This is a genomic window from Acinetobacter sp. ACNIH2 (assembly GCF_002934965.1).
Lineage (GTDB): Bacteria > Pseudomonadota > Gammaproteobacteria > Pseudomonadales > Moraxellaceae > Acinetobacter > Acinetobacter tandoii.
Window position 1 is genome coordinate 902,130 of record NZ_CP026412.1, and the last position, 23,164, is coordinate 925,293.

The following is a 23,164-nucleotide window of genomic DNA, read 5'->3' on the forward strand; positions in this document are numbered from 1 at the left end:
GTTAAGGGTATTTTTTTGCCCAAAATTTCTCTTTCTAAAACTATCGTTCATTCTAAATATCATGAAAAAATTAAGCCATATCCTGACGACACTTACACTTTGCACGCTCAGTTTCAGCACTTTCGCAAAACCTGCAACTGAAGCATCTGTCGAAAAAGCCCTACTACTTGGTGACATTAAAGGGACTTTGGCTCAATCCCAACAAGAAATGCGTCCTGTTTATGAACAACAAGCAGAAGAAATGCTCAAAAATATGTTCAAAACAACCGCGCTGAATACAGAACAACAAAAAGCCGCCCAGCAAATTGCGGATATCACTGCATCTTTTAGCAATAAATTGATTTCTGATCCAAAATTTATGCAAATGCTAAAAGATGTTTATATGCAGACCTTTACTGAAGAAGAAGTACTTGCCAATATTCAGTTCCTAGAAACCCCGATTGGACAATCAATTAATAAGAAAAGTAGCAAAATGATGAGTGAAATCATGCGCAACAGTATCGAGATGTCGGCTCAAATGATGCAAGATCCTGCAACGCAAAACGAAATCAATCAGCAAGTTGCAAAAACACTTGAGCCATTATTCAAACAGTTGAAAAAGAACAAATAAGCTGATTACCATGTACGAATATCCCAAATTTTAAAGGGTTGTGTAAGTTGCACATCAGATTGAGTATCATATTTTGCTGCTTTAATTTTTTGTGCTTTATGACGCAACTCGCCTGTTTGTTGGTCTTGCGCAACAAAGTTATAACTTGCAGATTTCAGTTGGGTAAATGCGATTTCATTTTGCCCAATCGAGTTAGGCATCAAAATTAAGGGACCCGAGACTTCCTTACGTGTACTCAGATTTTCTTCATCATATTTCACGTAATAACTCTTACCCGCTTCAACGGTGAAATCTAAATATTTAGGTTTTTGAAAATGCTGAATGCCTAAAGGTCGGCTACTCGATAAACGATAAGTTCCAGCAGGAAGCTCCAACCAGTAATAATGATTATTCAGCAAACTCGGAATTCGATATTTATTGATAAAAAGACTGGAAGCCACAATTTCTTGACGATTCCAACGACTGTCGGGACGATAGAGATAAACCACGGCAGCTTGATTATGCTGCGCTTGCACAGGATGATAACGTTGACCTAATTTTTGATTAACCCAACCACCCACCGAAGTCATCCCAAATCGGTATTGTTCAACCATTCCAGGGGCCTGACCGGTATCCACGGGATGGAGTGTCGAGCTTAATTCAGGGTGTTCTAAAACTGCCTGCTTATGGCATCCGAATAAAAATAAACTGCTGCATAAGATAAGATAAAACGAACGCATGATTTTCCCTCACCGCGTATTTCTTTTATTTATTAGGGTGGATCTTGGATAGTTTCCATTTTTTAGGCATCCTCGCCTTTGCCCAAGATTAACATTCAGTTTTTGGCTTGCAAATAAAAAAACGTGCGGAAATCATAAATTTCCGCACGTTTCAGACGAATAACAAATTAAGCAGATTTTGAGTTAATCACTTTTAAATCAACTTTGTTTGCATCTTCAGTCGCTGTCTTCGGTTGACGTTCAGGCAGTAATTCAGGTTTAGCAGTACCGTTAATGACGGCTTCATTCACCACAACAGTGCCCACATCTGTACGGCTTGGTAAGTCATACATCACTTCAAGTAAGGCATTTTCCAAAATTGAACGCAGACCACGTGCACCCGTATTACGTTCAAGCGCTTTTTTCGCGACTGCACGTAATGCCGAATCTTCAAACACAAGATCTACATGTTCCATATCGAACAAATGCTGATACTGACGCGTTAATGCATTCTTTGGTTCTGTCAGAATTTGCATTAATGCTTCTTCATCTAGCTCATCTAATGTTGCAATAACAGGTAAACGCCCAATGAATTCAGGGATTAAACCGAACTTGACTAAATCTGTTGCTTCCACTTGACGGAACAAATCTGAAAGCTGTTTGCTTTCATCTTTTTTCTTCACATCTGCGGTAAAACCAATACCGCCTTTCTCTTGACGCTGTTGCACAATTTTCTCTAAACCAGAGAATGCACCACCACAGATAAATAAGATGTTAGATGTATCAATTTGAATGAATTCTTGCTGCGGATGTTTACGCCCACCTTGTGGTGGAATCGAAGCAACCGTACCTTCAATCATTTTCAGCAACGCTTGTTGAACACCTTCACCTGATACATCACGCGTGATTGACGGATTCTCAGATTTACGCGTGATTTTATCAATCTCATCGATATAGATAATGCCCTTTTGAGCTTTTTCTACATCGTAATCGGCTTTTTGCAATAACTTTTGCACGATGTTTTCAACATCTTCACCGACATAACCTGCTTCGGTCAGTGTCGTTGCATCTGCCATCGCGAATGGAACATCAAGTAAACGTGCCAAAGTTTGAGCAAGCAAGGTTTTACCCGAACCTGTTGGCCCAACCAACAAGATATTACTTTTTGCAATCTCAACTGCATCATCATGCTTATGTCCACTATGTGTCGCTTTAAGACGTTTATAGTGGTTGTAAACTGCAACTGACAGGGTTTTCTTCGCAACATCTTGACCAATTACATATTGATCTAGCGCAGCACGAATTTCTTGAGGTTTCGGCAAAGGTTTCGCTGCCCAGTCTCCAGATTCAACCTGTTGACTGGTTTGCACTAAGTCTAAGCATACGTCCACACACTCATTACAGATGTATGCGTCCTCACCTGCAATCAGTTTCCCGACTTCAGACTGCGTTTTACCGCAAAATGAACAATGCTTTTGTCCTTGAGGATGTTCGGACATATTTACTCCAATACTAAAATCTTAAAACTTATGGACGTTTGCTAAGCACTTCATCCACAAGACCGTATTCTTTTGCTGCCTGTGCAGTCATAAAGTTATCGCGGTCTGTATCTCTTGCCACAGTTTCATAGTCTTGACCACTATGCTCTGCCATCAAACGGTTTAAACGCTCTTTAATGAAAAGAATCTCACGTGCATGGATTTCAATATCCGATGCTTGTCCACGGAAACCACCAAGTGGCTGGTGAATCATAACACGTGCATTTTCTAAACAATAACGTTTCCCTTTTGCACCCGCATTCAATAAGAATGCACCCATTGATGCAGCTTGACCCATACAGTAAGTCACTACATCTGGCTTGATAAACTGCATGGTATCGTAAATTGCCATACCTGCTGTCACCGAACCACCTGGTGAATTAATATAGAGGTGTATATCTTTATCTGGGTTCTCTGCTTCTAAAAACAACATCTGCGCCACAATTAAATTGGCCATGTTGTCTTCCACTTCACCCGTTAAAAAAATAACGCGTTCACGCAAAAGGCGCGAAAAAATATCAAATGAACGTTCACCACGAGACGATTGCTCAACTACAACTGGGACTAACGCGTTTTCAATAGTTGGAACATACATACGTTTATTTATTCCTAGATTTTTTGTGACTTAACCCATATCCACAATATGAGGGATAATGACCGAAATTGCAAAATATTCCCCATTAAATAACAGATATTTTTTGCATATACTTTGTGAATTTGGGACAAGCCGATACCCTGCTCAGATAAAAAAAGGCGCTTTACGCGCCTTTTTTCACTTAAGCTAATTAGCCTTGTTGACGAGCTTGTTGCTCTTTCAACAATTCTTCATAGCTAACAGTTTTATCAGTTACTTTCGCAGCTGCTAAAATGTGATCAACCACTTGATCTTCTAAAACAACAGCTTCGATTTGTGAACGTTGTTGTTTGTCATTTTTGAAGTATTCAATAACTTCAGCTGGATCTTCGTAAGAAGAAGCCATGTCTTCGATGTAAGCTTCAACGCGAGCTTGGTCAACTTCAAGCTTAGCATCAGCCAATACTTTGCTTACCAATACGCCAAGTTTTACAGATTTTTCAGCTTGCTCTTTGAACAATTCATCTGGAAGCATGCTGCTGTCAAATGCTTTAGCACCTTGAGCACCAAACTGTTGAGTGAATTGTTGGATCATTTGTTGACGTTGACGGTCAATTTCTTGAGCAACCATTGCAGCAGGAAGTTCAACTTCGTTAGCAGCAACTAATGCATCAAAAGTCGCACCTTTAACTTGGTTACGAAGACCATTTTTTACTTCGCGTTCCATGTTTTTACGCACGTCAGCTTTTAACTTTTCAACGCCTTCTTCTTCAGTTAAACCAAAGATTTGAAGGAATTCAGCGTCAACTTCTGGAAGTTTTTGCTTTTCAACAAGCTTCACAGTAATTTTGAATTGTGCTGCTTTACCTGCAAGGTTCGCTGCTTGGTAATCTTCTGGGAAAGTAACGTCAATTACTTTCTCTTCGCCTTTCTTCATACCAACGATACCGTCTTCGAAGCCAGGGATCATACGACCAGAACCTAAAACTAGTTTAAAGTCTTCAGCAGCGCCGCCTTCAAACTTCTCGCCATCTACAGTACCTTCAAAGTCGAAAGTTACTTGCATGTCTTTTTTCGCCATGCCTTTAGTTTCAGTCCAAGAAGCACGTTGCTTTTGAAGGTTTTCGATCATTTGATCAACGTCTTTGTCTTCTACTGAAGATGCTTTACGTTCAACTTCTAGACCGTCAAATTTCACTTCAACTTCTGGATAAACTTCAACAGTCGCTTCGTATACAAGGGCGTCGTCTTTGTTTTCTACTTTATCAATGTTTGGCATGCCAACAGCATTGATTTTTTCTTGTTGAATTGCTTCGAATACTGTGTCACGGATAACGTCATTTACCACTTCTTGGTAAATACCCGCGCCATATTCACGGCGAACTACATTTAATGGCACTTTACCTGGACGGAAGCCGTTAATCTTTACAGTTTTAGCAGTGCGTTTTAAACGTGCTTCAAATTGCTCGTTCACACGGCTCGTCGGTACAGATACATTTAAACGACGGGCAACGCCCGAAACCGCTTCAGAAGTTACTTGCATGGCTTCCTCGAAATTTAGTAATAACAGTTTATAAAAAAGTGCCACATTATATGACAACATTTAAAGATATACAAAACTGGATAGTTAAACCACAAGATTTTATCTGATTTCTTTTGTTCTTTTGTTTTCCTTTCTAAATTTCCGATCATTTTCCTCTTTTTAAACGGCTTTTATTGCAAATGATAAGCCTTATCATTATTATATACAAAAAATATCACATTTATATTTATTTTCAGTTATTTATCTCGTCCAACTTTGGAATTCTATTTATGAGTAAGTTCAACCTTCGCCCACTCAGTCTTGCACTACTTGGTTTATCCACCAGTTCTGCTTTTGCGGAAAGCAGTTCAGAAACCTCCTCTTCGACGCATCAACTTTCAACCATTGTGGTTTCCGCAGCGGGATTTGAACAAGATATTGAAAATGCGCCTGCCAGCATCAGCGTGGTCACCAAAGAAGATATTGAAAAGAAAAATGCTACAAGTATTGCAGACCTCCTGGCCGATGTACCAGGAATTGATATTCGCTCGGGTGTAGGTAAAACCGCGGGCTTAAACATTAAAATGCGTGGTTTGGGGAATGATTACAGCTTGATTTTGATTGATGGACGTCGCCAAACAACCTCCTCAGATGTTACACCAAACGGTTTTGGTGAAACTTCAAACGGCTTCCTTCCACCGCTCTCCGCTATTGAGCGTATTGAAGTGATTCGTGGTCCTATGGCAACGCGCTATGGTTCTGAAGCGATGGGTGGTGTCATCAACATTATTACAAAAAAAATCAGCAATGAATGGCATGGTAATGTCACCGCAAGTGGCAATTTAATGGAACATAAAGCTGAAGCCGACTCATGGAAAACCAGTTTCCTACTTAACGGCCCACTTATTGAAAATCGTCTTGGACTACAACTTCGTGGCAGCTATTTAGATCGCCAAAGTTCTGAACGTATCGTTGCTGGCTCGACTTCACGCGATCCTCGTCCAAGTGAAGCGGATAACTATGATGTTGGCGGTAAATTAAATCTAAGTTTGAATGACCAAAATTCGCTTTGGCTCGATGCCTTCCATTCAAATCAAACTTATAGTAATGCAGATAACCGCCTAGGCACCCAAGATACTTCTGCGCGCGCACGTGGCTATAAAGATGAGCTAAAATTTAACCGCGAACAATATTCACTTGGTCATGATGGTAATTATGACTTCGGGACATGGAACACTTATATTAGCCAAACCAAAACGGAAACAATTGGGCGTACGATTCCGACCAATACTTTTCCGAATAATGCTTATGCGGGGCGCGATCGTACACTAGAGAATACAGATTTAGTTGTGGATAGCCATATCATTACAACTCTCAGAAATCACAAATTGACCTTGGGTACAGAGTATAAAAAAGCTGAAAGTGTGGATGATATAGCAGGTCTAGGAGCTGAGTTTGAGAAGGATTCTTACTCATTCTATGCAGAAGATGAGTGGAACCTGATGGATAGTCTGCATTTTACCTTTGGTGGACGCTATGAAGACCACTCAGGTTTTGGTGGGCATTTTAGTCCACGCGCTTATCTGGTCTGGAACACAACAGATGCCTTAACCCTTAAAGGTGGTGTGAGTACGGGTTACAAAGCCCCTTCGGCTAAAGCTTTACACAATGGAATAATTAATTTTAGTGGACAAGGAACCACCCCAGTTCTAGGCAATCCTGATTTAAAGCCTGAAACCTCGGTTAATTATGAAGTAGGCTTAAATTATCAGCCTTCGGATCGATTCGATTTTAATACCACTGCATTCTTTAATGTTGTTAAAGATAAAAGTATATCTAAAGAATTTAATTGCAGTATCAGTGACTGTTCTGGATTGGGCAACGGTGTAACATCTTATTCCAAGAGCTTTAATGCAGATGAGGCAGAAATCTATGGCCTCGAAACCTCATTAAAATATCAAATCATTCCCGAATGGGATATTAAAGCTGCCTATACCTTTACCGAATCTGAGATTACCAAAGGCGAAAACAAAGGTTATGCACTTGAGTCAACGGCTAAACATTTATTCAACCTCACATCGACATGGCACATCAATGATGCATTTGATCTATGGTTACAACATGAATATCAGTCTGGTCGTCCCCGCTACTTAGAAAGCCAAACAGGTGATGCATTGAATATTCAAAAGCAAACCGATAATGAGTTCTCTGGCTATAACCTATTTAACTTGGGTGGTAGTTATCAGCTCAATGATCAGATACGTATTAATGCGGCTGTAAATAATTTGCTAGATAAAGACTTTACCGAATACATGGACTATTACGACCTAAATGGTGATGTACAACAAGCATATAAATACCTTTCGATAGGATCTGCTATGTCTGGAACGTATATCTCTGGGCGTAACTACTGGTTATCTATTTCTTACGATTTCTAAAATTCAAAATCCCAATAAAAAACCCTGCCTTAGCAGGGTTTTTCTATATTTATATAAAATCATGTACTTATATACAAATCATTACACAATATCATTATTTTTTACATTTTCTTTAAAGTCATTAATCGGCAATTCCAATCATTTATAATTGGTAAAATAAATAAGAATTATTATTATTCGCATAAGAATTTTTACTACTCTTTGTGAGTTCAGAAATGTCATTTATTAAAACGCGGAAAAAATTAGTGTCGGCAGCAATTGCCTCATCATTATCAGTTGTTGCGACTACGGCTATTGCTCAAGAAGAAACAGCTCAGTTGCCAACCATTCACACGGAAGCAACTCAAGAAGAGTCTTTAAAAGTTGATCAATCTGCAAATGCTAAATTTGTCGCGCCTCTAAAAGATACACCTAAATCAGTTTCTGTTCTTTCACAAAAATTACTCAAAGAAACTAACTCGAATACACTGTTAGAAGCATTACGCTATGAACCTGGTATTACGTTAGGTGCTGGTGAAGGCGGTACCCCGTTTACAGATATGCCTTACATTCGTGGTTATAGCGGTCAATCTTCTATTTATGTTGATGGTGTTCGTAATACAACGTCACAAAGCCGCGATATGTTTGCCATCGAACAAGTTGAAGTTATTAAAGGCTCTTCTTCTGCCCTTGGTGGTGGTGGTAGCGTTGGCGGAAGCATTAACCTGATTCCTAAAGTTGCTCATGAAGGCGACACTTATCAAGGCAGCGTTCAAGGCGGAACCGACAACTATAAACACATTCAATTAGATGCCAACAAAGACTTCGGTAACGGTATGGCTGGCCGTGTCATTGTAATGGGGCACGAAAATGAAAAAGCTGGACAAAGTGATGGAGCCGAATTTGCACGTGCTGGTATCGCAACTAGCCTCGCCTTTGGTCTAGGCTCTGACACACGTGGTTCTGTTGGTTATTACTATTTGCGTAGCAATGATGAACCAGATGCGGGTATTCCATTCAATAATGCAAAGCCAACAACACCTCCTCCTGGTGTAACTGTTAATCCTGGCGATGGTAAACCTGTAAGCGTCAAAGCTGGAACTTACTATGGCTGGAAAGCACGTGACTTTGACAAACGTGAAAACCAAATTGGTACGTTTAAGCTTGAACACGATTTCAATGAAAATCTGACCTTGGCAAACATTGCTACATATAACAAATCTAAATCTGATTATATCTATACCAATGCCGATGACTCTAAAGGAAACATTTACCGTGGTACTGTTGCACGACGTGCGTTAAGTCGTATTTTAGAGACCGATGCGTATAGTGACCAATTGTCATTACGCGGTAAATTCAATACTGGTGCATTAAATCACTCGTTTAACGTCGGAACCGAATGGAGCCTACAAGAAACGGATCAAGGCATGCACACATTTACCAATGCAGCTGGTCAAACTACGTCTACAATCTTAACATCTAATATCAATTCATGTGATGCAAGCGCTGCTGCACTGAATGGTTGGTGTACTGGCTTAAACAACCCAAGTAATGGTTTGTTTACCGATACAATTGGCAGTATTAAAGGTCAGTCTACAACGCGTAGTCAAACAATGTCTGTGTATGCTTTAGACAGTATTGAATTTAACCCACAATGGTTGCTTAACCTAGGCATCCGTTGGGATAAATTTGAAACCGAGAAAAAATATAATCAAGATGTCTATAAAACCAAAGATGGTGCCTATACTTCTGAAGTCTCTATTCCTAAAGGGACAAAATATGAAAGTGATTCAGACTTTTTCACTTATCAAGCTGGTTTAGTTTATAAACCAACTGAAAATGGTAGCATTTATACCAGTTTTGCAACCTCTGCAAACCCTGTAGGTGTTCTTGCAGAAGGCGATAGCAGTGACAACGCTTTAGGTACAACGGATATCATCAATGCCCTCAAGCCAGAAGAAGCTCGTACTTTTGAAATTGGTACCAAATGGGACTTATTTAATAATCGTGCAAACTTAACTGCTGCAATTTTCCGTACTGAAAAGCAAAATACTCGCATTCAAATTGATTCAACTACTTCTGCTAATGCAGGTGAAAGCCGTGTTGATGGTTTCGAAGTTAGCTTAAACGGTAAAATCACCAACAAATGGGAAGTTTCAACAGGTTATAGCTATTTAGACAGTGAAATTACCAAAGCGGCATACAATTCAATTGCACAAGAAGGTAAGCCACTGCCATTCGTTGCAAAAAACAGCGCAACTTTATGGTCAACTTATCGTGTTATGCCGAAATTAACTTTGGGCGCGGGTGCTGAATATCGTGATCAAGTTTATGTAAACACAACTGCACCAAAATACTTACCGACCTATACCATTTACAATGCCATGGCAAAATATGATGTGAACCGCAATGTGAATGTTCAGCTTAACGTGAATAATATTTCTGATAAACATTATTTCACGAGCGCACACGCAGCTCACTACGCATTTGAAGGCAATGGCCGCAATGCCGTATTAGCCATTAACTTTAAATACTAAGATTCAATCCCATAAATTAATTATGGAATTAACTTAAATTAAGATAAAATAGCCTCTGCTCAGAGGCTATTTTTATAACCATTTATTTAGAAGGATATAGGCTGTGATTCATCACATTCCAAATGTTTTATCCAAAGAACAAGTCGCTGAATTTCGCCAATTAATGGCAACAGCAAATTGGGTAGGTGGGAAAGTAACAGCAGGTACCCTTTCTGCCTCAGTCAAACAAAATCAACAACTTTCGGAAAATGATCCCCTCACCCATCACTTAAGTGAGTTGGTGATTCAAGCCATTTGGAAAAATCCAGTTTTTCAAGCCGCTGCATTGCCACATCAAATTATTCCCCCACTGTTTAATCGTTATGATGAACATGAAAGTTTTGGTTTTCATGTTGATAACTCAATTCGCCTGATTCGTGGAACTTCACAACAAATGCGTACAGATTTATCTTGTACATTATTTTTAAGTGAACCCGAAGAATACGATGGTGGTGATTTGGTGATTGAAGACACCTATGGTTATCATGAAGTGAAGTTACCCGCTGGCGATGTCGTACTCTACCCAGCAACCAGTTTGCATGAAGTCAGTAGCATTACTCGCGGTACACGTTTTGCTTCATTTTTCTGGGTACAAAGTTTGATTCGTGATGACCAGAAACGCCATCTACTCTTTAATCTTGATGAAAGTATTCGTCAATTACGTAAGGATCATGATGATGCTTATCCTGAAGTCATGAAACTGACCAACATTTATCACAACTTGATACGAATGTGGTCAGAATTATAATTAGTTAAAGCACTTTGTTATTATATTTTTCAAAAAATAAATCTATCTTGGGAAATTTTTTCTAATATTCAAATAATACTGCAAAATTAGAAAAACATTTCCCTTACAATCCTATTAGAATAAATTATGAACTTTTTGCACTGCATGCAATTTTCGCCTAGACTCAATCAAGTACTCTGCGAATGCTTGCACAAGTAAAATTACCCTATTGATCTTGATGGTTACATGATGAAAACGAATGATATTTTTGCTTTTCCGACTCACGCTCAACCTCAAATGAATCTCCTGATGCTGCGCCACGCGCGCGTATAAAAATTTTTGCTTTTTTGAGCAAAACCCCCTGAATATCCCTTTAATTTTGTTGAAATAGATACCATATATAAGTAGTGCGTTGCATTTTAATAATACTGAGCAACGGGCACTACACAAGGAGTTCCTCATGATGTTGGCTGATCCAAGTAAAAAATACCGTCGCATGTACCAGCGTGTAGACTTGCCTGACCGTCAATGGCCAAACAACGAAATTACCCAAGCGCCGATTTGGATGAGTACCGACCTTCGTGACGGTAACCAAGCAATTTTTGAACCGATGGATATGGAACAAAAGTTTAAAATGTTCCAGATGTTGGTCAAAATTGGCTTTAAGCATATTGAAATTGGCTTCCCTTCTGCGTCTCAAATCGACTTTGATTTCACGCGTAAATTGATTGAAGAAGGTCATATTCCAGATGACGTTTACATTGAAGTTTTAGTTCAAGCACGTGATCACTTGATTCAACGTACTTTTGAATCTTTACAAGGTGCAAAACGCGCGATTGTGCACATCTACAACTCTAACTCTCCGACATTCCGCCAAAAAGTATTGAATGTGGATGTTGCAGGGGCAAAACAATTAGCGATTAACGCAGCGACAAAAGTTAAAGAATATGCAGCGCAACAACCAGAAACTGAATGGGTATTCCAATACAGCCCAGAATGTTTCTCTGCAACTGAATTAGAAGTCGCTAAAGATGTCTGTGATGCTGTGACTGAAATCTGGGATGCACGCCCAGACCATAAAGTGATTTTAAACTTGCCTGCAACAGTGGAAGTATCGACTCCAAATGTTTATGCAGACCAAATCGAATGGATGCATCGTAATATCCAACGTCGTGATGGCGTGATCATCTCAGTTCACTGCCACAATGACCGTGGCTGTGGTATCGCGGCTTCTGAATTGGCGATTATGGCGGGTGCTGACCGTGTAGAAGGTTGTGTATTTGGTAATGGTGAGCGTACAGGTAACGTGGACGTTGCCGCAATCGCCTTGAACATGTATACCCAAGGTGTAGCACCAAACTTAGACTTCTCGAACATTAATGAAGTGATTGCGACAGTTGAAGAATGTACTGGTTTACCTGTACACCCACGTCATCCATATGCAGGTGACTTGGTCTTCACGGCATTCTCAGGCTCACATCAGGATGCAATCAAGAAAGGCTTTGAATACCAGAAAAACGAAGAAATCTGGGATATGCCATACTTACCAATCGATCCGAAAGACTTGGGTCGTGACTATGATGCGGTGATTCGTGTCAACAGCCAATCTGGTAAAGGCGGGATTGCCTACTTGTTAGAATCAAATTACAACGTAGTATTACCGCGTCGTTTACAAATCGAATTCTCACAAGTGGTTCAACAAGTCGCGGATGAAGAAGGTGTCGAAGTTTCAGCGCAGCAAATCTGGAGCTTGTTCAAAGATACGTATGTAGAAACCAAAAATGCGCATTATTCAGCAAAAAATTACCGTTTGTCTGATGAAAATGGCAACCAAGTCATTGAATTAGAAATAGAACTTGATGGTGAAATTCAACATTTACGTGGCGAAGGTAATGGACCGATTTCTGCATTCTTGAATGCGCTTCGATTACCAATTGACGTATTGAACTACGAAGAACGCAGTATTGGTTCAGGTGCACATGCCAAAGCCTTAACTTTAATTGAACTTCAAGTAAAAGGTACGGGTAAAGGTTCATTTGGTGCCGGTGTTCATGACAATACAGTCACCTCGTCAATTGAAGCGATCCTTGCGTGTACCAACCGTTTGATTGATCAAGGTGTACTCAGCACTGAACAAGTGATTGCTGCTGCGGTATAAGTATTAACAATATTGATTAGCATTAAAATGACTTTAGAAGGATACCCTCAAGTGGTATCCTTTTGTTTATTGTTCTAAAAAATTAAAGGCGAAGTATTTCTGTGTCTTTTCCAGCTGACTCAGTGGGTCTCGTAACCCCACAAAGGTTCCAATTCGAAGAGCCGTTAGAACTAGAATGTGGTCGTGTTTTACCACGTTTCGAAATGATGGTTGAAACTTACGGCACGCTCAACGCAGATCACTCGAATGCCATTCTCATTTGCCATGCTTTATCGGGACATCATCATGCTGCTGGTTATCATCATGAAGATGATAAAAAAGCAGGTTGGTGGGATGCATGTATTGGCCCTGGAAAAGCAATTGATACCTCTAAGTTCTTTGTCGTTGCCCTAAATAACATTGGGGGCTGTAGCGGCTCGACAGGTCCAACCTCACCAAATCCTGAAAATGACAATCGTCCTTATGGGCCAGATTTTCCTTTAGTGACCGTGCGTGACTGGGTTAAAACCCAAGCCATGCTGTCTGATCGCTTAGGCATTCAAACTTGGTATGCGGTGATCGGCGGTTCTTTGGGAGGCATGCAGGCTTTACAGTGGTCGGTGGATTATCCTGAGCGTTTACAGAAATGTGTGATCATTGCCAGCGCACCAAAACTCTCTGCACAGAATATTGCCTTTAACGAAGTGGCACGTCAGTCGATTTTGTCTGATCCTGACTTCCATCAAGGTCGCTACTTAGAACATGACAGCTATCCAAAACGCGGCTTAATTTTGGCACGTATGGTCGGCCACATTACCTACCTATCAGAAGAAGCCATGAAACAAAAGTTTGGTCGTGACTTAAAGTCAGGCAAATTTATGTATGGCTTTGATGTTGAGTTCCAAGTTGAAAGTTATTTGCGTTATCAAGGTGAACAGTTCAGCCGAAACTTTGATGCCAATACCTATTTAATTATGACCAAGGCATTAGATTATTTTGATCCCTCACGTGAATATGAACATTCATTGACCCAAGCGATGTCTCAGACCCAATGTAAGTTTCTGGTGGTGTCATTTACCACGGACTGGCGCTTTACTCCTGAACGCTCACAAGAAATTGTGGATGCACTCATTAGTAATCACAAGCCTGTGAGCTATCTGGATATTGATGCTGAACAAGGTCATGATTCATTCTTATTCCCGATTCCGCTTTATGTAAAATCATTACGTGCATTTTTAGGTGGTGAAGAACAGCTTAAATCTACCGCTAAGGAGGTTGTGTAATGCGTATCGATCATCAACTCGCTGAAGCATGGATTAAACCCGACTCTAAAGTCCTCGATTTGGGCTGTGGTGATGGTGAATTGCTGGCTCATATGAGTAAACAGCACAATATTCGTGCATATGGCTTAGAAATTGATCAGGAAAAGATTGCAATTGCGATCAGCCGAGGGTTAAATATTATTCAGCAGGACTTAAATTTAGGTTTAAGTCGCTTTGCCGACCAGTCTTTTGACTATGTGGTGATGGCACAAGCTTTGCAAGCTGTAGATGCGCCTGACGTATTATTACGTGATATGGTGCGTGTGGGGAAACAGGCGATTATTACTTTTCCAAACTTTGCGCATTGGAAGACCCGTTCTTTCTTGGCTTTGAAAGGAATGATGCCAGTTTCAGAAGCATTACCTTATATGTGGTATAATACTCCAAACATCCACTTATGTACTTTTCGAGATTTTGAAGCACTTTGTGCAGAAAACAACATCCGAATAATTAATCGACTCGCCGTGAATGGGGATCAGCAAGGTAGTTTACTCAGTAAACATATCCCAAATCTGTTTGGTGAAGTCGCAATTTATCGAGTGAGCGCGCTATGAAAAAATTATTATTAAGCACACTAGTTTTTGGACTTTTTAGCATTCAGTCTCATGCTGAGTACGTTTCGCCATCTACTTCCATTTCTAGTCAAGCTGCCCAATATTCAACCATGGATATTGATAACTTAATTAAAGCTGCAAAAGCAGGTCAACCTGCTGCACAGTTTTACTTAGGCACCAAATACCAAACGGGTAAAGACATAAAGCAAGATGACCGTCAGGCATTTGCTTGGTTTAAAGCTGCTGCTGATCAGGGCTTATCCCCTGCACAGTTAAATGTAGGTCGTATGTATGCCGATGGCGTTGGGGTTGCCAAAAGTGAAACTTTGGCTCGCCAATACTTTGAAAAGGCAGCCAGCCATGGTGACAACCGTGCCAGCTTCAATCTTGCCATGATGGAAGAGCAAAAGAAAAACTATATTGGTGCTTACCAATGGTATGAACTTTCAACGCGTGATGGCATGCTCGACAATAAAGTCATTACCATGTCAGAAGGTAAAAAGACGGCTTTGGCAGCGAACCTGACCCAAGACCAGATTCGTTTGGCACGTGATCGTGCAGACAAATGGATTCAAGCGCAATAATATTGCACTGACGCTAGACAGCACCTTCGGGTGCTTTTTTATTTTCGGCAGTTGTATTTTTTTGCATCATCACAAACCTTAAACCATGTGCTTCAATCACCTCCGATACAGCTTTAAAGCCAAATTTTTGATAAATAGGCTGCGCATAACAACTTGAATTTACGCTTATCGTAGTGATATTTTGCTGTAGTTCCACGACAACATAATTCCATAGCTTTCGACCAATGCCCTGCTGCTGTACAGCAATATCTACAAAAAAATGTACGAGATGAGCGGGTTCTTTATAAGCAATGATGCCTAGAATTGCTTCATTCTGTTCATATACATAATAATGAACCTGTTCGGTGTTTAATAATTTTAAAATAGAGGCTGAAGAAAATTTTTCTTCACCTTCACGGCTTATGGCAAAGTCGGCAATATAAGGCTGAATTAATCTCTCAATTTGTTCTAAATCTGCATGAGTGGCTGGACGAATCATATTCATTTATCTCTTGTTCTTATTCAAAGTCAGTTGTTGCTTTTAATCTTCATAGATTATGCTGCTTTTATACAATCTAATTCAGTTAAAATATAGACCATTATTTTCAATTCATGAGCACCAATACAATGTCTGCAAATGCGTGGTTATCTCAAGGCACATTAGTGCTTGCCAGTAACAACAAAGGTAAAATTGCTGAATTTGAGAAACTTTTTGCCGAACTTCAACTGCCAGTCAGCGTAGTACCGCAAGGTCAACTCAATATTGAAGATGCTGTGGAAGACGGACTCAGTTTTATTGAAAATGCCATTATTAAAGCCCGTCATGCCAGCCGTATTTCAGGCAAACCAGCGATTGCAGATGACTCGGGTATTTGTGTACCAGTTTTAGGTGGTGCACCAGGCATTTATTCTGCCCGTTTTGCAGGTGAACACGGCGATGATGCCGCCAACAACCAAAAGCTGTTAGAGAAATTAAAACCACTACGGAAAGAGGGTGAAACCATTGAAGGCATGTTTGTATGCGTATTAGCTTTGGTACAACATGCCGAAGATCCACTCCCACAAATTTTCCAAGGCATTTGGAAAGGTGAAGTATTAGAAGCAGCACGTGGTGAAAATGGTTTTGGCTATGACCCACTATTCTGGTTACCTGAGCTGGGCATTTCTAGTGCTGAAATGAGCAAAGAAGAAAAAAATAAAATCAGTCATCGTGGTCAAGCCATGCAACTTTTTAAACACAGTTTAGAAAAGTAACTGAGACTTTTTGCTCTCTCTTTAGGGAGAGAGCAAAAGCCTTTTCACATAAACAAATGCAATAATACGCCATACAAACTGACCACAACACAACTGACAATTGTCCCCGAAGCGATATATTTTGCTGAGGTTCCTGTCCCCTGATAATGCGTTTCCAAAGCCACTATATTTGCCGCAGGTGGTAAACAAAACAATAAGAACATGACCCCAATCGATTGTTCAATATGTGGTATAGGCAAAAAGCGATACGCTAACCCACAGAACACTAAACCACAAAGTAATTTCAAGCCTGCGGTTTGCGTACTTTGCCATAAATCTGCTTTATGAACTTTGGTGTGCCTGAGCCACATACCCAACACACACATACCTGAAAAGGTCATGCCCAACTTTGTAGCAGCATATATCCAATCAATACCATGCTGTTGTAGCCAGTGCTGTATACCCAACAACCAAAACAATGCAGCCAAACTTAAAGCAACGATTGGGGGGGAATACATGACTTTTTTCAGAATCATACTGAGTGGCTGAGGCCTATTACTCACAGCAGTGACTGCCCAAAGGTTACCAAAAATAGAACCACCGACATACAACGCCACCATAGCAGGGCTGATTTCTGTGCCGAATAGTGCAATCGCAAAAGGAAAGCCCAACCATGCCATGTTGACATAACTAAAACATAAGGCATTCAACTTATTCTTTGAAAAATAGAGGAAAAAATAAAACAATAGAACAGCGACGCAAAAGCTAAATAGCATCAAGCTAAGGCTACCTACCTGATAAAACACCATGTTGTAAATAATCACAATAGGAATAAAACACCGGGCCAATAAACTAGATAGTATTGTTTTTAATTGCGTAGCAACTGGCGTTGTGGCAAGAAGTAAACCTGTTAAAAATGCCAATAGCGGCAACAACAAAGCCACATCGATATTCCTTGAAATTTCACCTAATCATCATAACACTCATCGGTTTTTTTTCCAGAAAATCGACTGTCTTGAAATTGCAATCCTATCGTCACACCGCTGTCATGTTGAACTGTTGAGATATGGCATAAATAGAAAAGAGGAAAACAAGATGGCAGGTTTATCGATTTGGCATGTGCTAATTTTTGCAATTGTCGTGATCTTATTATTTGGTACGTCTAAACTAAAAAACTTAGGTAAAGATGTCGGCGGTGCCATTAAAGACTTTAAAAAGTCGGTTAAAGAAGATGAGACAACCTCATCACTCAATGAACCACGTACTTTAGAACACCAAAGTACCGCGGAAGTTAAAACGTCAACACGATCATAAGCCACAGGTATTTACCCAATGCTCAATATTGGAATGACTGAACTGTTGACCTTCGGCATCATTGCATTATTGGTGCTAGGACCAGATAAACTGCCTGAAGCGGCACGTTTTGCAGGTAAATGGTACGGCAAGTTCAAACGTATGATCAGCAATGTTCAAAATGACATAGATCGCGAATTACGCATGTCTGAGTTACGTGAACAAATGCAAAATGAGATGAAACGGATTCAAGAACTTGAGCTTAAAATGCAGGCTCAGATGCAAGAATTACAACAACAAAGTCATAGCGCGATCGAACAACAACAGCAAAACAGCGTTACTGAAAATAAAAATTTATTTTTGACTTATATTCCACTCACACAGCAAAAATATTCAATGCTATATCGACATCCATTACCTTCAGTAATGCCTTGTACGAATAAAATGGGGGCTGCTGTAGTGGATTGTCTTGAACAATTACCCGAATTAAAGGTGGCGGTATGAATATACCTATAGAATCCAGTCACTTGCCAAGTTCATTACAGCAAGAACAAGCACCACTAGAAGAAATGCCAATCACCAAACATCTAGTTGCATTAAGACAGCATTTGTTCAAAGTTGTTGGTTTATTGCTTGTGCTATTTTTTTGCCTACTGCCGTTTGCCAATCATACCTATCAACTCATGTCCGAGCCATTGCGTGCGCAGTTGCCTATTTCATCATCCATGATTGCGACAGATGTCACTGCGACTTTTATGGCCCCTTTTAAGCTGAACTTTTTTGTGGCGCTGATGTTGGCCATGCCATTTATTTTTTATCAAATCTGGGCCTTTATTAAACCTGCACTGTATGAAAAAGAAAAAACGCTCGCACTGCCCTTACTGGTCGGTAGCATTGGTTTATTCTATGCAGGAATTGCCTTTGCCTACTATGTGGCTTTGCCCTCAATCTTGCATTTCTTTATGAGTGTAACGCCTGAAACGGTTGCACCCATGACCGACATCAACAGCTATCTCACCTTTTGCTTAAAACTGTTTCTGGTCTTTGGTCTAACCTTTGAAATTCCAGTAATTACTTTATTGCTGATTTTGATTGGCTTGGTATCGACACAGCAGTTGGTGGAAAAACGGCGTTTTATTGTGGTCGGATGCTTTTTTATTTCCATGTTCATCACTCCACCCGATGCTTTATCCATGATTATGCTGGCAGTTCCCATGTGGATCCTGTTCGAACTGGGTTTGTTTTTTGGCAAACTGATTGAAAAGAAACGAAGTATTGCATAAAAACAATCGGTTTAACTCAGCAGACCTCGGTCTGCTTTTTTTTCATCAAAATGACTTCATTTTTTCACCAGATTTTCACTATTTGGTAAAAGTCTTGTCACATTAATTTCCTAAGTTAATGACGACTTTATAACTTATTGACGAATTAGGAAAAAACATGACCGAGCTGACGCCATATCATGAAGATCAGGAACTAGATAACAACACCTCTGATAATGTTCACTTCAGTGACATTTTAGAACAGCGTATGACACGCCGCAGTCTTATTGGTAAAACTGCAAGTGGTGCTGTAGCACTTGCATTAGCATCATCATTAACTGCGTGTAGTGATGATGATAACGATAATGCAACACCGCCAAGCAAACCTGTAGATTCTAATAAAAAACCAACAGAACTCACCTTCTCTGTAGTGAATAAAAACTTAGATGATATTGTGACTGTACCAGAAGGCTATCAAGCCACTGTACTGTATGCACTAGGTGACTCGATCAATCCAAGCTATGCCGATTGGGATGATAACAATATTCCTTCAGGCCCAAGCTTCCAGTTCCGTTCTGGAGATTGTCATGATGGTATGCACTATTTTGGTTTAAGTAGTAACAGCAAATTTGATGACACGGTGTCGACGGAAGGTTTGCTGGTGATGAACCACGAATATATCAACCAAACTTTCCTGCATCCTACAGGTGCCACTAAAGTTGATGGTCGTCGCCCAGAAGAAGAAGTCATTCGTGAAACCAATGCGCATGGCGTATCGGTTGTACATATTAAAAAAGACAGCGCTACGCAAAAAGTTGAGATCGTCAAAAATTCGCTTTTTAACCGTCGTATTACGGCATCAACGGTGATGGATTTTGCGGGTGCCGCAGCAAGTTCAGATTTGGTCAAAACCAAGTTCTCTCCTGCGGGCAAGCAAACTCGTGGTACGCATAACAACTGTGGTAATGGCTATACTCCTTGGGGTACTTATCTCACCACGGAAGAAAACTTCATTGGTTATTTTGCGCGCAGTGCAACGGATGATGCCAACCGCAGTGCAGCCGAAATTGTCGCACTAAAACGTTATGGTCTAAAAGCAGGTTCAAGCTCACGTTATGGTTGGGAAACTGCGCTCGGACAACTTGAATCGCAAGATCTATATGACCGTTGGAATGCCAGTGTTGTGGCTGATCAGGCAACAGCAGACTATCGTAATGGACCGAACACTTTTGGTTGGATGGTCGAAATTGATCCTTTTGACCGTGGTCAAAACCCTGTGAAACGTACATCTTTAGGTCGTTTTGCCCATGAAGATAGTGCTTGTCGTGCTGTACAAGGTGAACCTTTAGCCTTCTATATGGGCGATGACTCACGTGGTGAATATATCTATAAGTTTGTTTCCGCTGCCAACTGGGATAGCAAGGATGTTAACGGTGGTTATACCGCTGGTGACAAATACATGAATAACGGGACCTTATACGTCGCCAAATTCAATAGTGATGGTTCAGGTCAGTGGTTAGAACTGAGTTATGGTAAAAATGGTTTAGATACCTCAAACAGCATCTATCCATTTAGTTCACAAGCCGATGTCGTGACTTTTGCGCGACTTGCAGCAGATGCGGTGGGTGCAACCAAAATGGACCGCCCTGAGTGGGCAACGGTCAACCCTGTCAATGGTGAAGTTTATGTTACGCTGACCAACAACTCTAAGCGTGGACTTGACTACCCAACAGACGCTGCCAACCCGCGTAACTACGCTGATCCTGAAGGTGGCAAAGGAAACGTCAATGGTCACATTATCCGTTTTAAAGAAACAGATAATAAAACCACAGCAACAGCCTTTACGTGGGACATCTACCTATTTGGTTCTGAAGCCGCTATGGCAGCCAATATTAACTTGTCAGGCTTGACAGATAATAATGATTTGTCTTCACCTGATGGTATGTGGTTTGACCCACGTGGTGTACTGTGGATTCAAACCGATGATGGTGCCTATACAGACGTAACGAACTGCATGATGTTAGCAGCATTACCTGGACAAATTGGAGATGGTGCAGCAACCACAGCTATCAATGGTCAAGCCACCATTGCGGGTGCTCAAGTCACGGATAAAACCTTACGTCGTTTCTTAGTCGGACCTAAAGAGTGCGAAATTACAGGGATTGCCATGACACCTGATTACAAAGCCATCTTCATTAATGTACAGCACCCTGGTGAAGATTCAGCTAGCTATGATGCAGCAACTAGCCATTGGCCAGCCACACAGACGGATCCAAAGAACAGCACAGCGCGTCCACGTTCTGCAACGGTTGTCATTACCCGTAAAGACGGTGGCGTCATCGCAGGTGCATAATCTAGCATAATAAAAAATGCCGACTCCATGTCGGCATTTTTTATGTTTGATTGCTTACATACAAAGGCATTTGTACTTGCACAATCTGCCCTTGCAATTCACCTTGTTGTGACTTTTCCAACCAGTTCCAACTGTCACTACTCATTCTTAAGAAATTAGAGCAACGCGTACCATAGGCAGGACTCTGAATAAAGGTGGAAGACAAGAGTGCCTCCATCTCAGGGCTAATGCCCGTATCTGGTAAAAGTTCAGGAATAATTTTGCGTTCATCTTCCAAAATATCCCATACCGCATATTGCAGTTCCACTTCTGAACTTTCTCTACGCTGCAACATCGGCAATAATTCTTGGGTAAAGCGCTTACGCAAATGCCGAGTTTTTTCCCAATGCTCTGTCATCAAGCCATTCGACACCACATATACGCCTTTGGCGAGCACTTGCGGTGCTTCACCACGATTACTCATATAAATCGCTTGCTCCCGATCTCCCAAGAACAAATTAAAACCTGCATATTCGCGTTGTTGCTCTTCGAGCTGTTTTGCAAAGCGAATTGGTGCCAAATCTGATTCTAAAAATGCTTGTACCAAATGCCCACGTGAAGTTGGATAGCTTTGCAGATCTCGCCCGTCTCGAAAATTGGTCACAACCGCCCAACGACCTGTTGCTGTTACGCCCATCCAAGTCCCACCCGATTGCAGATCTTTGCCTGCGATGACGGGACTGTCTGACCATTGAAACAAGGCTTGTGTAGGACGATGATAGAACTCATCTCGGTTTGAAATTAGGCATAACGGCGTTTGCTCTAAAATATGCCATGCGAGTGCCACAATACACATAACTTTTGCTCTATATCTTTACACATTGAATGTACAACATTTTTCATTGTATTCCGCTAAAATCTCTACAAAACATAATGACTAGGAACAGGAATGCTCACCTATCCAAATATTGACCCGATTGCGATCTCATTGGGCCCCTTACAAGTCCATTGGTATGGACTGATGTATTTATTGGCTTTCCTTTTTGCATGGGGGCTCGCCACATATCGTGCCAAACTCAGAACGGGCTGGACTTCAGACATGGTCTCCGATCTGATTTTTTATGGCGCGCTTGGGGTCGTGATTGGTGGTCGTGTCGGTTATGTGTTCTTTTATGGCTTTGAACAATTTCTTGCCAATCCTTTATGGTTATTCCAAGTCTGGACGGGTGGAATGAGTTTCCACGGTGGTTTTCTTGGAGTGATGATTGCCATGTTACTTTGGTGTAAAAAGTACCAAATGACGTGGTTCCAAACCTTAGACTTTATTGCACCATGTGTCCCGACAGGCTTAATGTTTGGTCGTATTGGTAACTTCATTGGCGGTGAACTTTATGGTCGCCCTGTCTCTGACCCTAACTTTGCTTTAGGAATGATTTTTCCGACTGACCCGCTACAACTAGTTCGCCACCCCTCTCAGCTTTACCAAGCGCTATGTGAAGGACTGATTCTGTTTATTGTCCTGTGGTGGTTCAGCTCTAAACCTCGTCCTCGTATGGCGGTATCTGCACTGTTCCTGATTGGTTATGGCATTGCGCGCTTTGTGGTCGAGTTCTTCCGCGAACCTGACAATGGTCAATTATTTATTGCATGGATGAGTAAAGGACAATTCCTAACCATCCCAATGATTCTGATTGGCTTCTGGATGATGTGGTATGCCTATCAGAAGAAAGTCTACGACTGGGGACCCCTTAAAAATAATTAATTCTGTATGTCTTTGCCCTAGAGTACGATCCGTGCATCGTGCTC

General features: G+C 40.9%; 21 protein-coding genes. 14 read left to right on the forward strand and 7 right to left on the reverse strand.

Annotated elements, in window-relative coordinates:
- Positions 1 to 61 precede the first annotated feature (61 nt).
- Positions 62 to 610, forward strand: coding sequence for a DUF2059 domain-containing protein (locus C3F34_RS04165; RefSeq protein WP_016168226.1), 549 nt, complete (start codon positions 62 to 64; stop codon positions 608 to 610).
- A 5-nt stretch (positions 611 to 615) separates the two neighbouring features.
- On the opposite strand, the gene C3F34_RS04170 is transcribed toward C3F34_RS04165, so the two are convergent.
- The 4 genes from C3F34_RS04170 to tig all read right to left on the reverse strand — a co-directional run bounded on the left by C3F34_RS04170 (position 616) and on the right by tig (position 4,963).
- Positions 616 to 1,329: a DUF2846 domain-containing protein gene (locus C3F34_RS04170; protein WP_044740057.1), complete on the reverse strand. Its 714-nt coding sequence runs from the start codon at positions 1,327 to 1,329 to the stop codon at positions 616 to 618.
- Between the two features lie 167 nt (positions 1,330 to 1,496).
- Positions 1,497 to 2,807, reverse strand: a complete 1,311-nt coding sequence (clpX, locus tag C3F34_RS04175) for an ATP-dependent protease ATP-binding subunit ClpX (RefSeq protein ID WP_044740058.1) — start codon at positions 2,805 to 2,807, stop codon at positions 1,497 to 1,499.
- Between the two features lie 28 nt (positions 2,808 to 2,835).
- The gene (gene clpP, locus C3F34_RS04180; RefSeq protein WP_016168229.1) at positions 2,836 to 3,441 is read right to left on the reverse strand and encodes an ATP-dependent Clp endopeptidase proteolytic subunit ClpP; all 606 of its coding nucleotides are present in this window, start codon (positions 3,439 to 3,441) and stop codon (positions 2,836 to 2,838) included.
- A 190-nt stretch (positions 3,442 to 3,631) separates the two neighbouring features.
- Positions 3,632 to 4,963 carry a trigger factor gene (tig, locus tag C3F34_RS04185; protein ID WP_044740059.1) on the reverse strand — a complete coding sequence of 444 codons (1,332 nt, stop codon included), beginning with the start codon at positions 4,961 to 4,963 and terminating at the stop codon, positions 3,632 to 3,634.
- A 269-nt stretch (positions 4,964 to 5,232) separates the two neighbouring features.
- On the opposite strand from tig, the gene C3F34_RS04190 reads away from it, so the two are divergent.
- The 7 genes from C3F34_RS04190 to C3F34_RS04220 all read left to right on the forward strand — a co-directional run bounded on the left by C3F34_RS04190 (position 5,233) and on the right by C3F34_RS04220 (position 15,259).
- A complete protein-coding gene (locus C3F34_RS04190; protein ID WP_044740060.1) occupies positions 5,233 to 7,380 on the forward strand; it encodes a TonB-dependent receptor domain-containing protein in 2,148 nt (715 codons plus the stop codon).
- A 215-nt stretch (positions 7,381 to 7,595) separates the two neighbouring features.
- The gene (locus C3F34_RS04195) at positions 7,596 to 9,896 is read left to right on the forward strand and encodes a TonB-dependent receptor (RefSeq protein ID WP_044740061.1); all 2,301 of its coding nucleotides are present in this window, start codon (positions 7,596 to 7,598) and stop codon (positions 9,894 to 9,896) included.
- A 103-nt stretch (positions 9,897 to 9,999) separates the two neighbouring features.
- Positions 10,000 to 10,683: a Fe2+-dependent dioxygenase gene (locus C3F34_RS04200; protein WP_016168233.1), complete on the forward strand. Its 684-nt coding sequence runs from the start codon at positions 10,000 to 10,002 to the stop codon at positions 10,681 to 10,683.
- A gap of 439 nt (positions 10,684 to 11,122) precedes the next feature.
- Entirely contained in the window at positions 11,123 to 12,820 is a 1,698-nt protein-coding gene (leuA, locus tag C3F34_RS04205) for a 2-isopropylmalate synthase (RefSeq protein WP_044740062.1), read from the forward strand.
- Positions 12,821 to 12,921: 101 nt separating this feature from the next.
- The gene (gene metX, locus C3F34_RS04210) at positions 12,922 to 14,082 is read left to right on the forward strand and encodes a homoserine O-succinyltransferase MetX (protein WP_016168235.1); all 1,161 of its coding nucleotides are present in this window, start codon (positions 12,922 to 12,924) and stop codon (positions 14,080 to 14,082) included.
- Positions 14,082 to 14,675 carry a methionine biosynthesis protein MetW gene (gene metW, locus C3F34_RS04215; protein WP_016168236.1) on the forward strand — a complete coding sequence of 198 codons (594 nt, stop codon included), beginning with the start codon at positions 14,082 to 14,084 and terminating at the stop codon, positions 14,673 to 14,675. The genes metX and metW overlap by 1 nt, the downstream gene beginning before the upstream one ends.
- Positions 14,672 to 15,259 carry a tetratricopeptide repeat protein gene (locus tag C3F34_RS04220; RefSeq protein ID WP_044740063.1) on the forward strand — a complete coding sequence of 196 codons (588 nt, stop codon included), beginning with the start codon at positions 14,672 to 14,674 and terminating at the stop codon, positions 15,257 to 15,259. The genes metW and C3F34_RS04220 overlap by 4 nt, the downstream gene beginning before the upstream one ends.
- 13 nt (positions 15,260 to 15,272) lie before the next feature.
- On the opposite strand, the gene C3F34_RS04225 is transcribed toward C3F34_RS04220, so the two are convergent.
- Positions 15,273 to 15,743, reverse strand: a complete 471-nt coding sequence (locus tag C3F34_RS04225) for a GNAT family N-acetyltransferase (RefSeq protein WP_322873845.1) — start codon at positions 15,741 to 15,743, stop codon at positions 15,273 to 15,275.
- A gap of 122 nt (positions 15,744 to 15,865) precedes the next feature.
- Between C3F34_RS04225 and rdgB the strand changes: the two genes are divergently transcribed.
- Positions 15,866 to 16,492 (forward strand): RdgB/HAM1 family non-canonical purine NTP pyrophosphatase, encoded by a 627-nt coding sequence (rdgB, locus tag C3F34_RS04230; protein ID WP_044740065.1) that lies wholly within the window; start codon positions 15,866 to 15,868, stop codon positions 16,490 to 16,492.
- Between the two features lie 44 nt (positions 16,493 to 16,536).
- On the opposite strand, the gene C3F34_RS04235 is transcribed toward rdgB, so the two are convergent.
- A complete protein-coding gene (locus C3F34_RS04235; RefSeq protein ID WP_044740066.1) occupies positions 16,537 to 17,415 on the reverse strand; it encodes an AEC family transporter in 879 nt (292 codons plus the stop codon).
- 151 nt (positions 17,416 to 17,566) lie between these two features.
- Here C3F34_RS04235 and tatA point away from each other — a divergent pair, with 151 nt between their 5' ends.
- The 4 genes from tatA to C3F34_RS04255 all read left to right on the forward strand — a co-directional run bounded on the left by tatA (position 17,567) and on the right by C3F34_RS04255 (position 21,379).
- Positions 17,567 to 17,785, forward strand: coding sequence for a Sec-independent protein translocase subunit TatA (gene tatA / locus C3F34_RS04240; RefSeq protein WP_016168241.1), 219 nt, complete (start codon positions 17,567 to 17,569; stop codon positions 17,783 to 17,785).
- 18 nt (positions 17,786 to 17,803) lie between these two features.
- The gene (gene tatB / locus C3F34_RS04245; RefSeq protein WP_044740067.1) at positions 17,804 to 18,268 is read left to right on the forward strand and encodes a Sec-independent protein translocase protein TatB; all 465 of its coding nucleotides are present in this window, start codon (positions 17,804 to 17,806) and stop codon (positions 18,266 to 18,268) included.
- Positions 18,265 to 19,047: a twin-arginine translocase subunit TatC gene (gene tatC, locus C3F34_RS04250; RefSeq protein WP_044740068.1), complete on the forward strand. Its 783-nt coding sequence runs from the start codon at positions 18,265 to 18,267 to the stop codon at positions 19,045 to 19,047. Before tatB ends, tatC begins: the two co-directional genes overlap by 4 nt.
- A gap of 157 nt (positions 19,048 to 19,204) precedes the next feature.
- Positions 19,205 to 21,379: a PhoX family protein gene (locus C3F34_RS04255; RefSeq protein ID WP_044740069.1), complete on the forward strand. Its 2,175-nt coding sequence runs from the start codon at positions 19,205 to 19,207 to the stop codon at positions 21,377 to 21,379.
- A gap of 40 nt (positions 21,380 to 21,419) precedes the next feature.
- On the opposite strand, the gene C3F34_RS04260 is transcribed toward C3F34_RS04255, so the two are convergent.
- Positions 21,420 to 22,214 carry an NRDE family protein gene (locus C3F34_RS04260; protein ID WP_044740070.1) on the reverse strand — a complete coding sequence of 265 codons (795 nt, stop codon included), beginning with the start codon at positions 22,212 to 22,214 and terminating at the stop codon, positions 21,420 to 21,422.
- Between the two features lie 93 nt (positions 22,215 to 22,307).
- Here C3F34_RS04260 and lgt point away from each other — a divergent pair, with 93 nt between their 5' ends.
- Positions 22,308 to 23,120 carry a prolipoprotein diacylglyceryl transferase gene (gene lgt, locus C3F34_RS04265; protein WP_016168246.1) on the forward strand — a complete coding sequence of 271 codons (813 nt, stop codon included), beginning with the start codon at positions 22,308 to 22,310 and terminating at the stop codon, positions 23,118 to 23,120.
- The last annotated feature ends 44 nt before the right edge of the window (positions 23,121 to 23,164 follow it).

What these genes read in the sequence shown, in the direction of transcription:
- C3F34_RS04165 (WP_016168226.1), top strand. Translation starts at nt 62, where the DNA reads ATGAAAAAATTAAGCCATATCCTGACGACACTTACACTTTGCACGCTC.
- C3F34_RS04170 (WP_044740057.1), bottom strand. Translation starts at nt 1,329, where the DNA reads ATGCGTTCGTTTTATCTTATCTTATGCAGCAGTTTATTTTTATTCGGA.
- clpX (WP_044740058.1), bottom strand. Translation starts at nt 2,807, where the DNA reads ATGTCCGAACATCCTCAAGGACAAAAGCATTGTTCATTTTGCGGTAAA.
- clpP (WP_016168229.1), bottom strand. Translation starts at nt 3,441, where the DNA reads ATGTATGTTCCAACTATTGAAAACGCGTTAGTCCCAGTTGTAGTTGAG.
- tig (WP_044740059.1), bottom strand. Translation starts at nt 4,963, where the DNA reads ATGCAAGTAACTTCTGAAGCGGTTTCGGGCGTTGCCCGTCGTTTAAAT.
- C3F34_RS04190 (WP_044740060.1), top strand. Translation starts at nt 5,233, where the DNA reads ATGAGTAAGTTCAACCTTCGCCCACTCAGTCTTGCACTACTTGGTTTA.
- C3F34_RS04195 (WP_044740061.1), top strand. Translation starts at nt 7,596, where the DNA reads ATGTCATTTATTAAAACGCGGAAAAAATTAGTGTCGGCAGCAATTGCC.
- leuA (WP_044740062.1), top strand. Translation starts at nt 11,123, where the DNA reads ATGATGTTGGCTGATCCAAGTAAAAAATACCGTCGCATGTACCAGCGT.
- metW (WP_016168236.1), top strand. Translation starts at nt 14,082, where the DNA reads ATGCGTATCGATCATCAACTCGCTGAAGCATGGATTAAACCCGACTCT.
- C3F34_RS04220 (WP_044740063.1), top strand. Translation starts at nt 14,672, where the DNA reads ATGAAAAAATTATTATTAAGCACACTAGTTTTTGGACTTTTTAGCATT.
- C3F34_RS04225 (WP_322873845.1), bottom strand. Translation starts at nt 15,743, where the DNA reads ATGAATATGATTCGTCCAGCCACTCATGCAGATTTAGAACAAATTGAG.
- rdgB (WP_044740065.1), top strand. Translation starts at nt 15,866, where the DNA reads ATGTCTGCAAATGCGTGGTTATCTCAAGGCACATTAGTGCTTGCCAGT.
- tatA (WP_016168241.1), top strand. Translation starts at nt 17,567, where the DNA reads ATGGCAGGTTTATCGATTTGGCATGTGCTAATTTTTGCAATTGTCGTG.
- tatB (WP_044740067.1), top strand. Translation starts at nt 17,804, where the DNA reads ATGCTCAATATTGGAATGACTGAACTGTTGACCTTCGGCATCATTGCA.
- tatC (WP_044740068.1), top strand. Translation starts at nt 18,265, where the DNA reads ATGAATATACCTATAGAATCCAGTCACTTGCCAAGTTCATTACAGCAA.
- C3F34_RS04255 (WP_044740069.1), top strand. Translation starts at nt 19,205, where the DNA reads ATGACCGAGCTGACGCCATATCATGAAGATCAGGAACTAGATAACAAC.
- C3F34_RS04260 (WP_044740070.1), bottom strand. Translation starts at nt 22,214, where the DNA reads ATGTGTATTGTGGCACTCGCATGGCATATTTTAGAGCAAACGCCGTTA.
- lgt (WP_016168246.1), top strand. Translation starts at nt 22,308, where the DNA reads ATGCTCACCTATCCAAATATTGACCCGATTGCGATCTCATTGGGCCCC.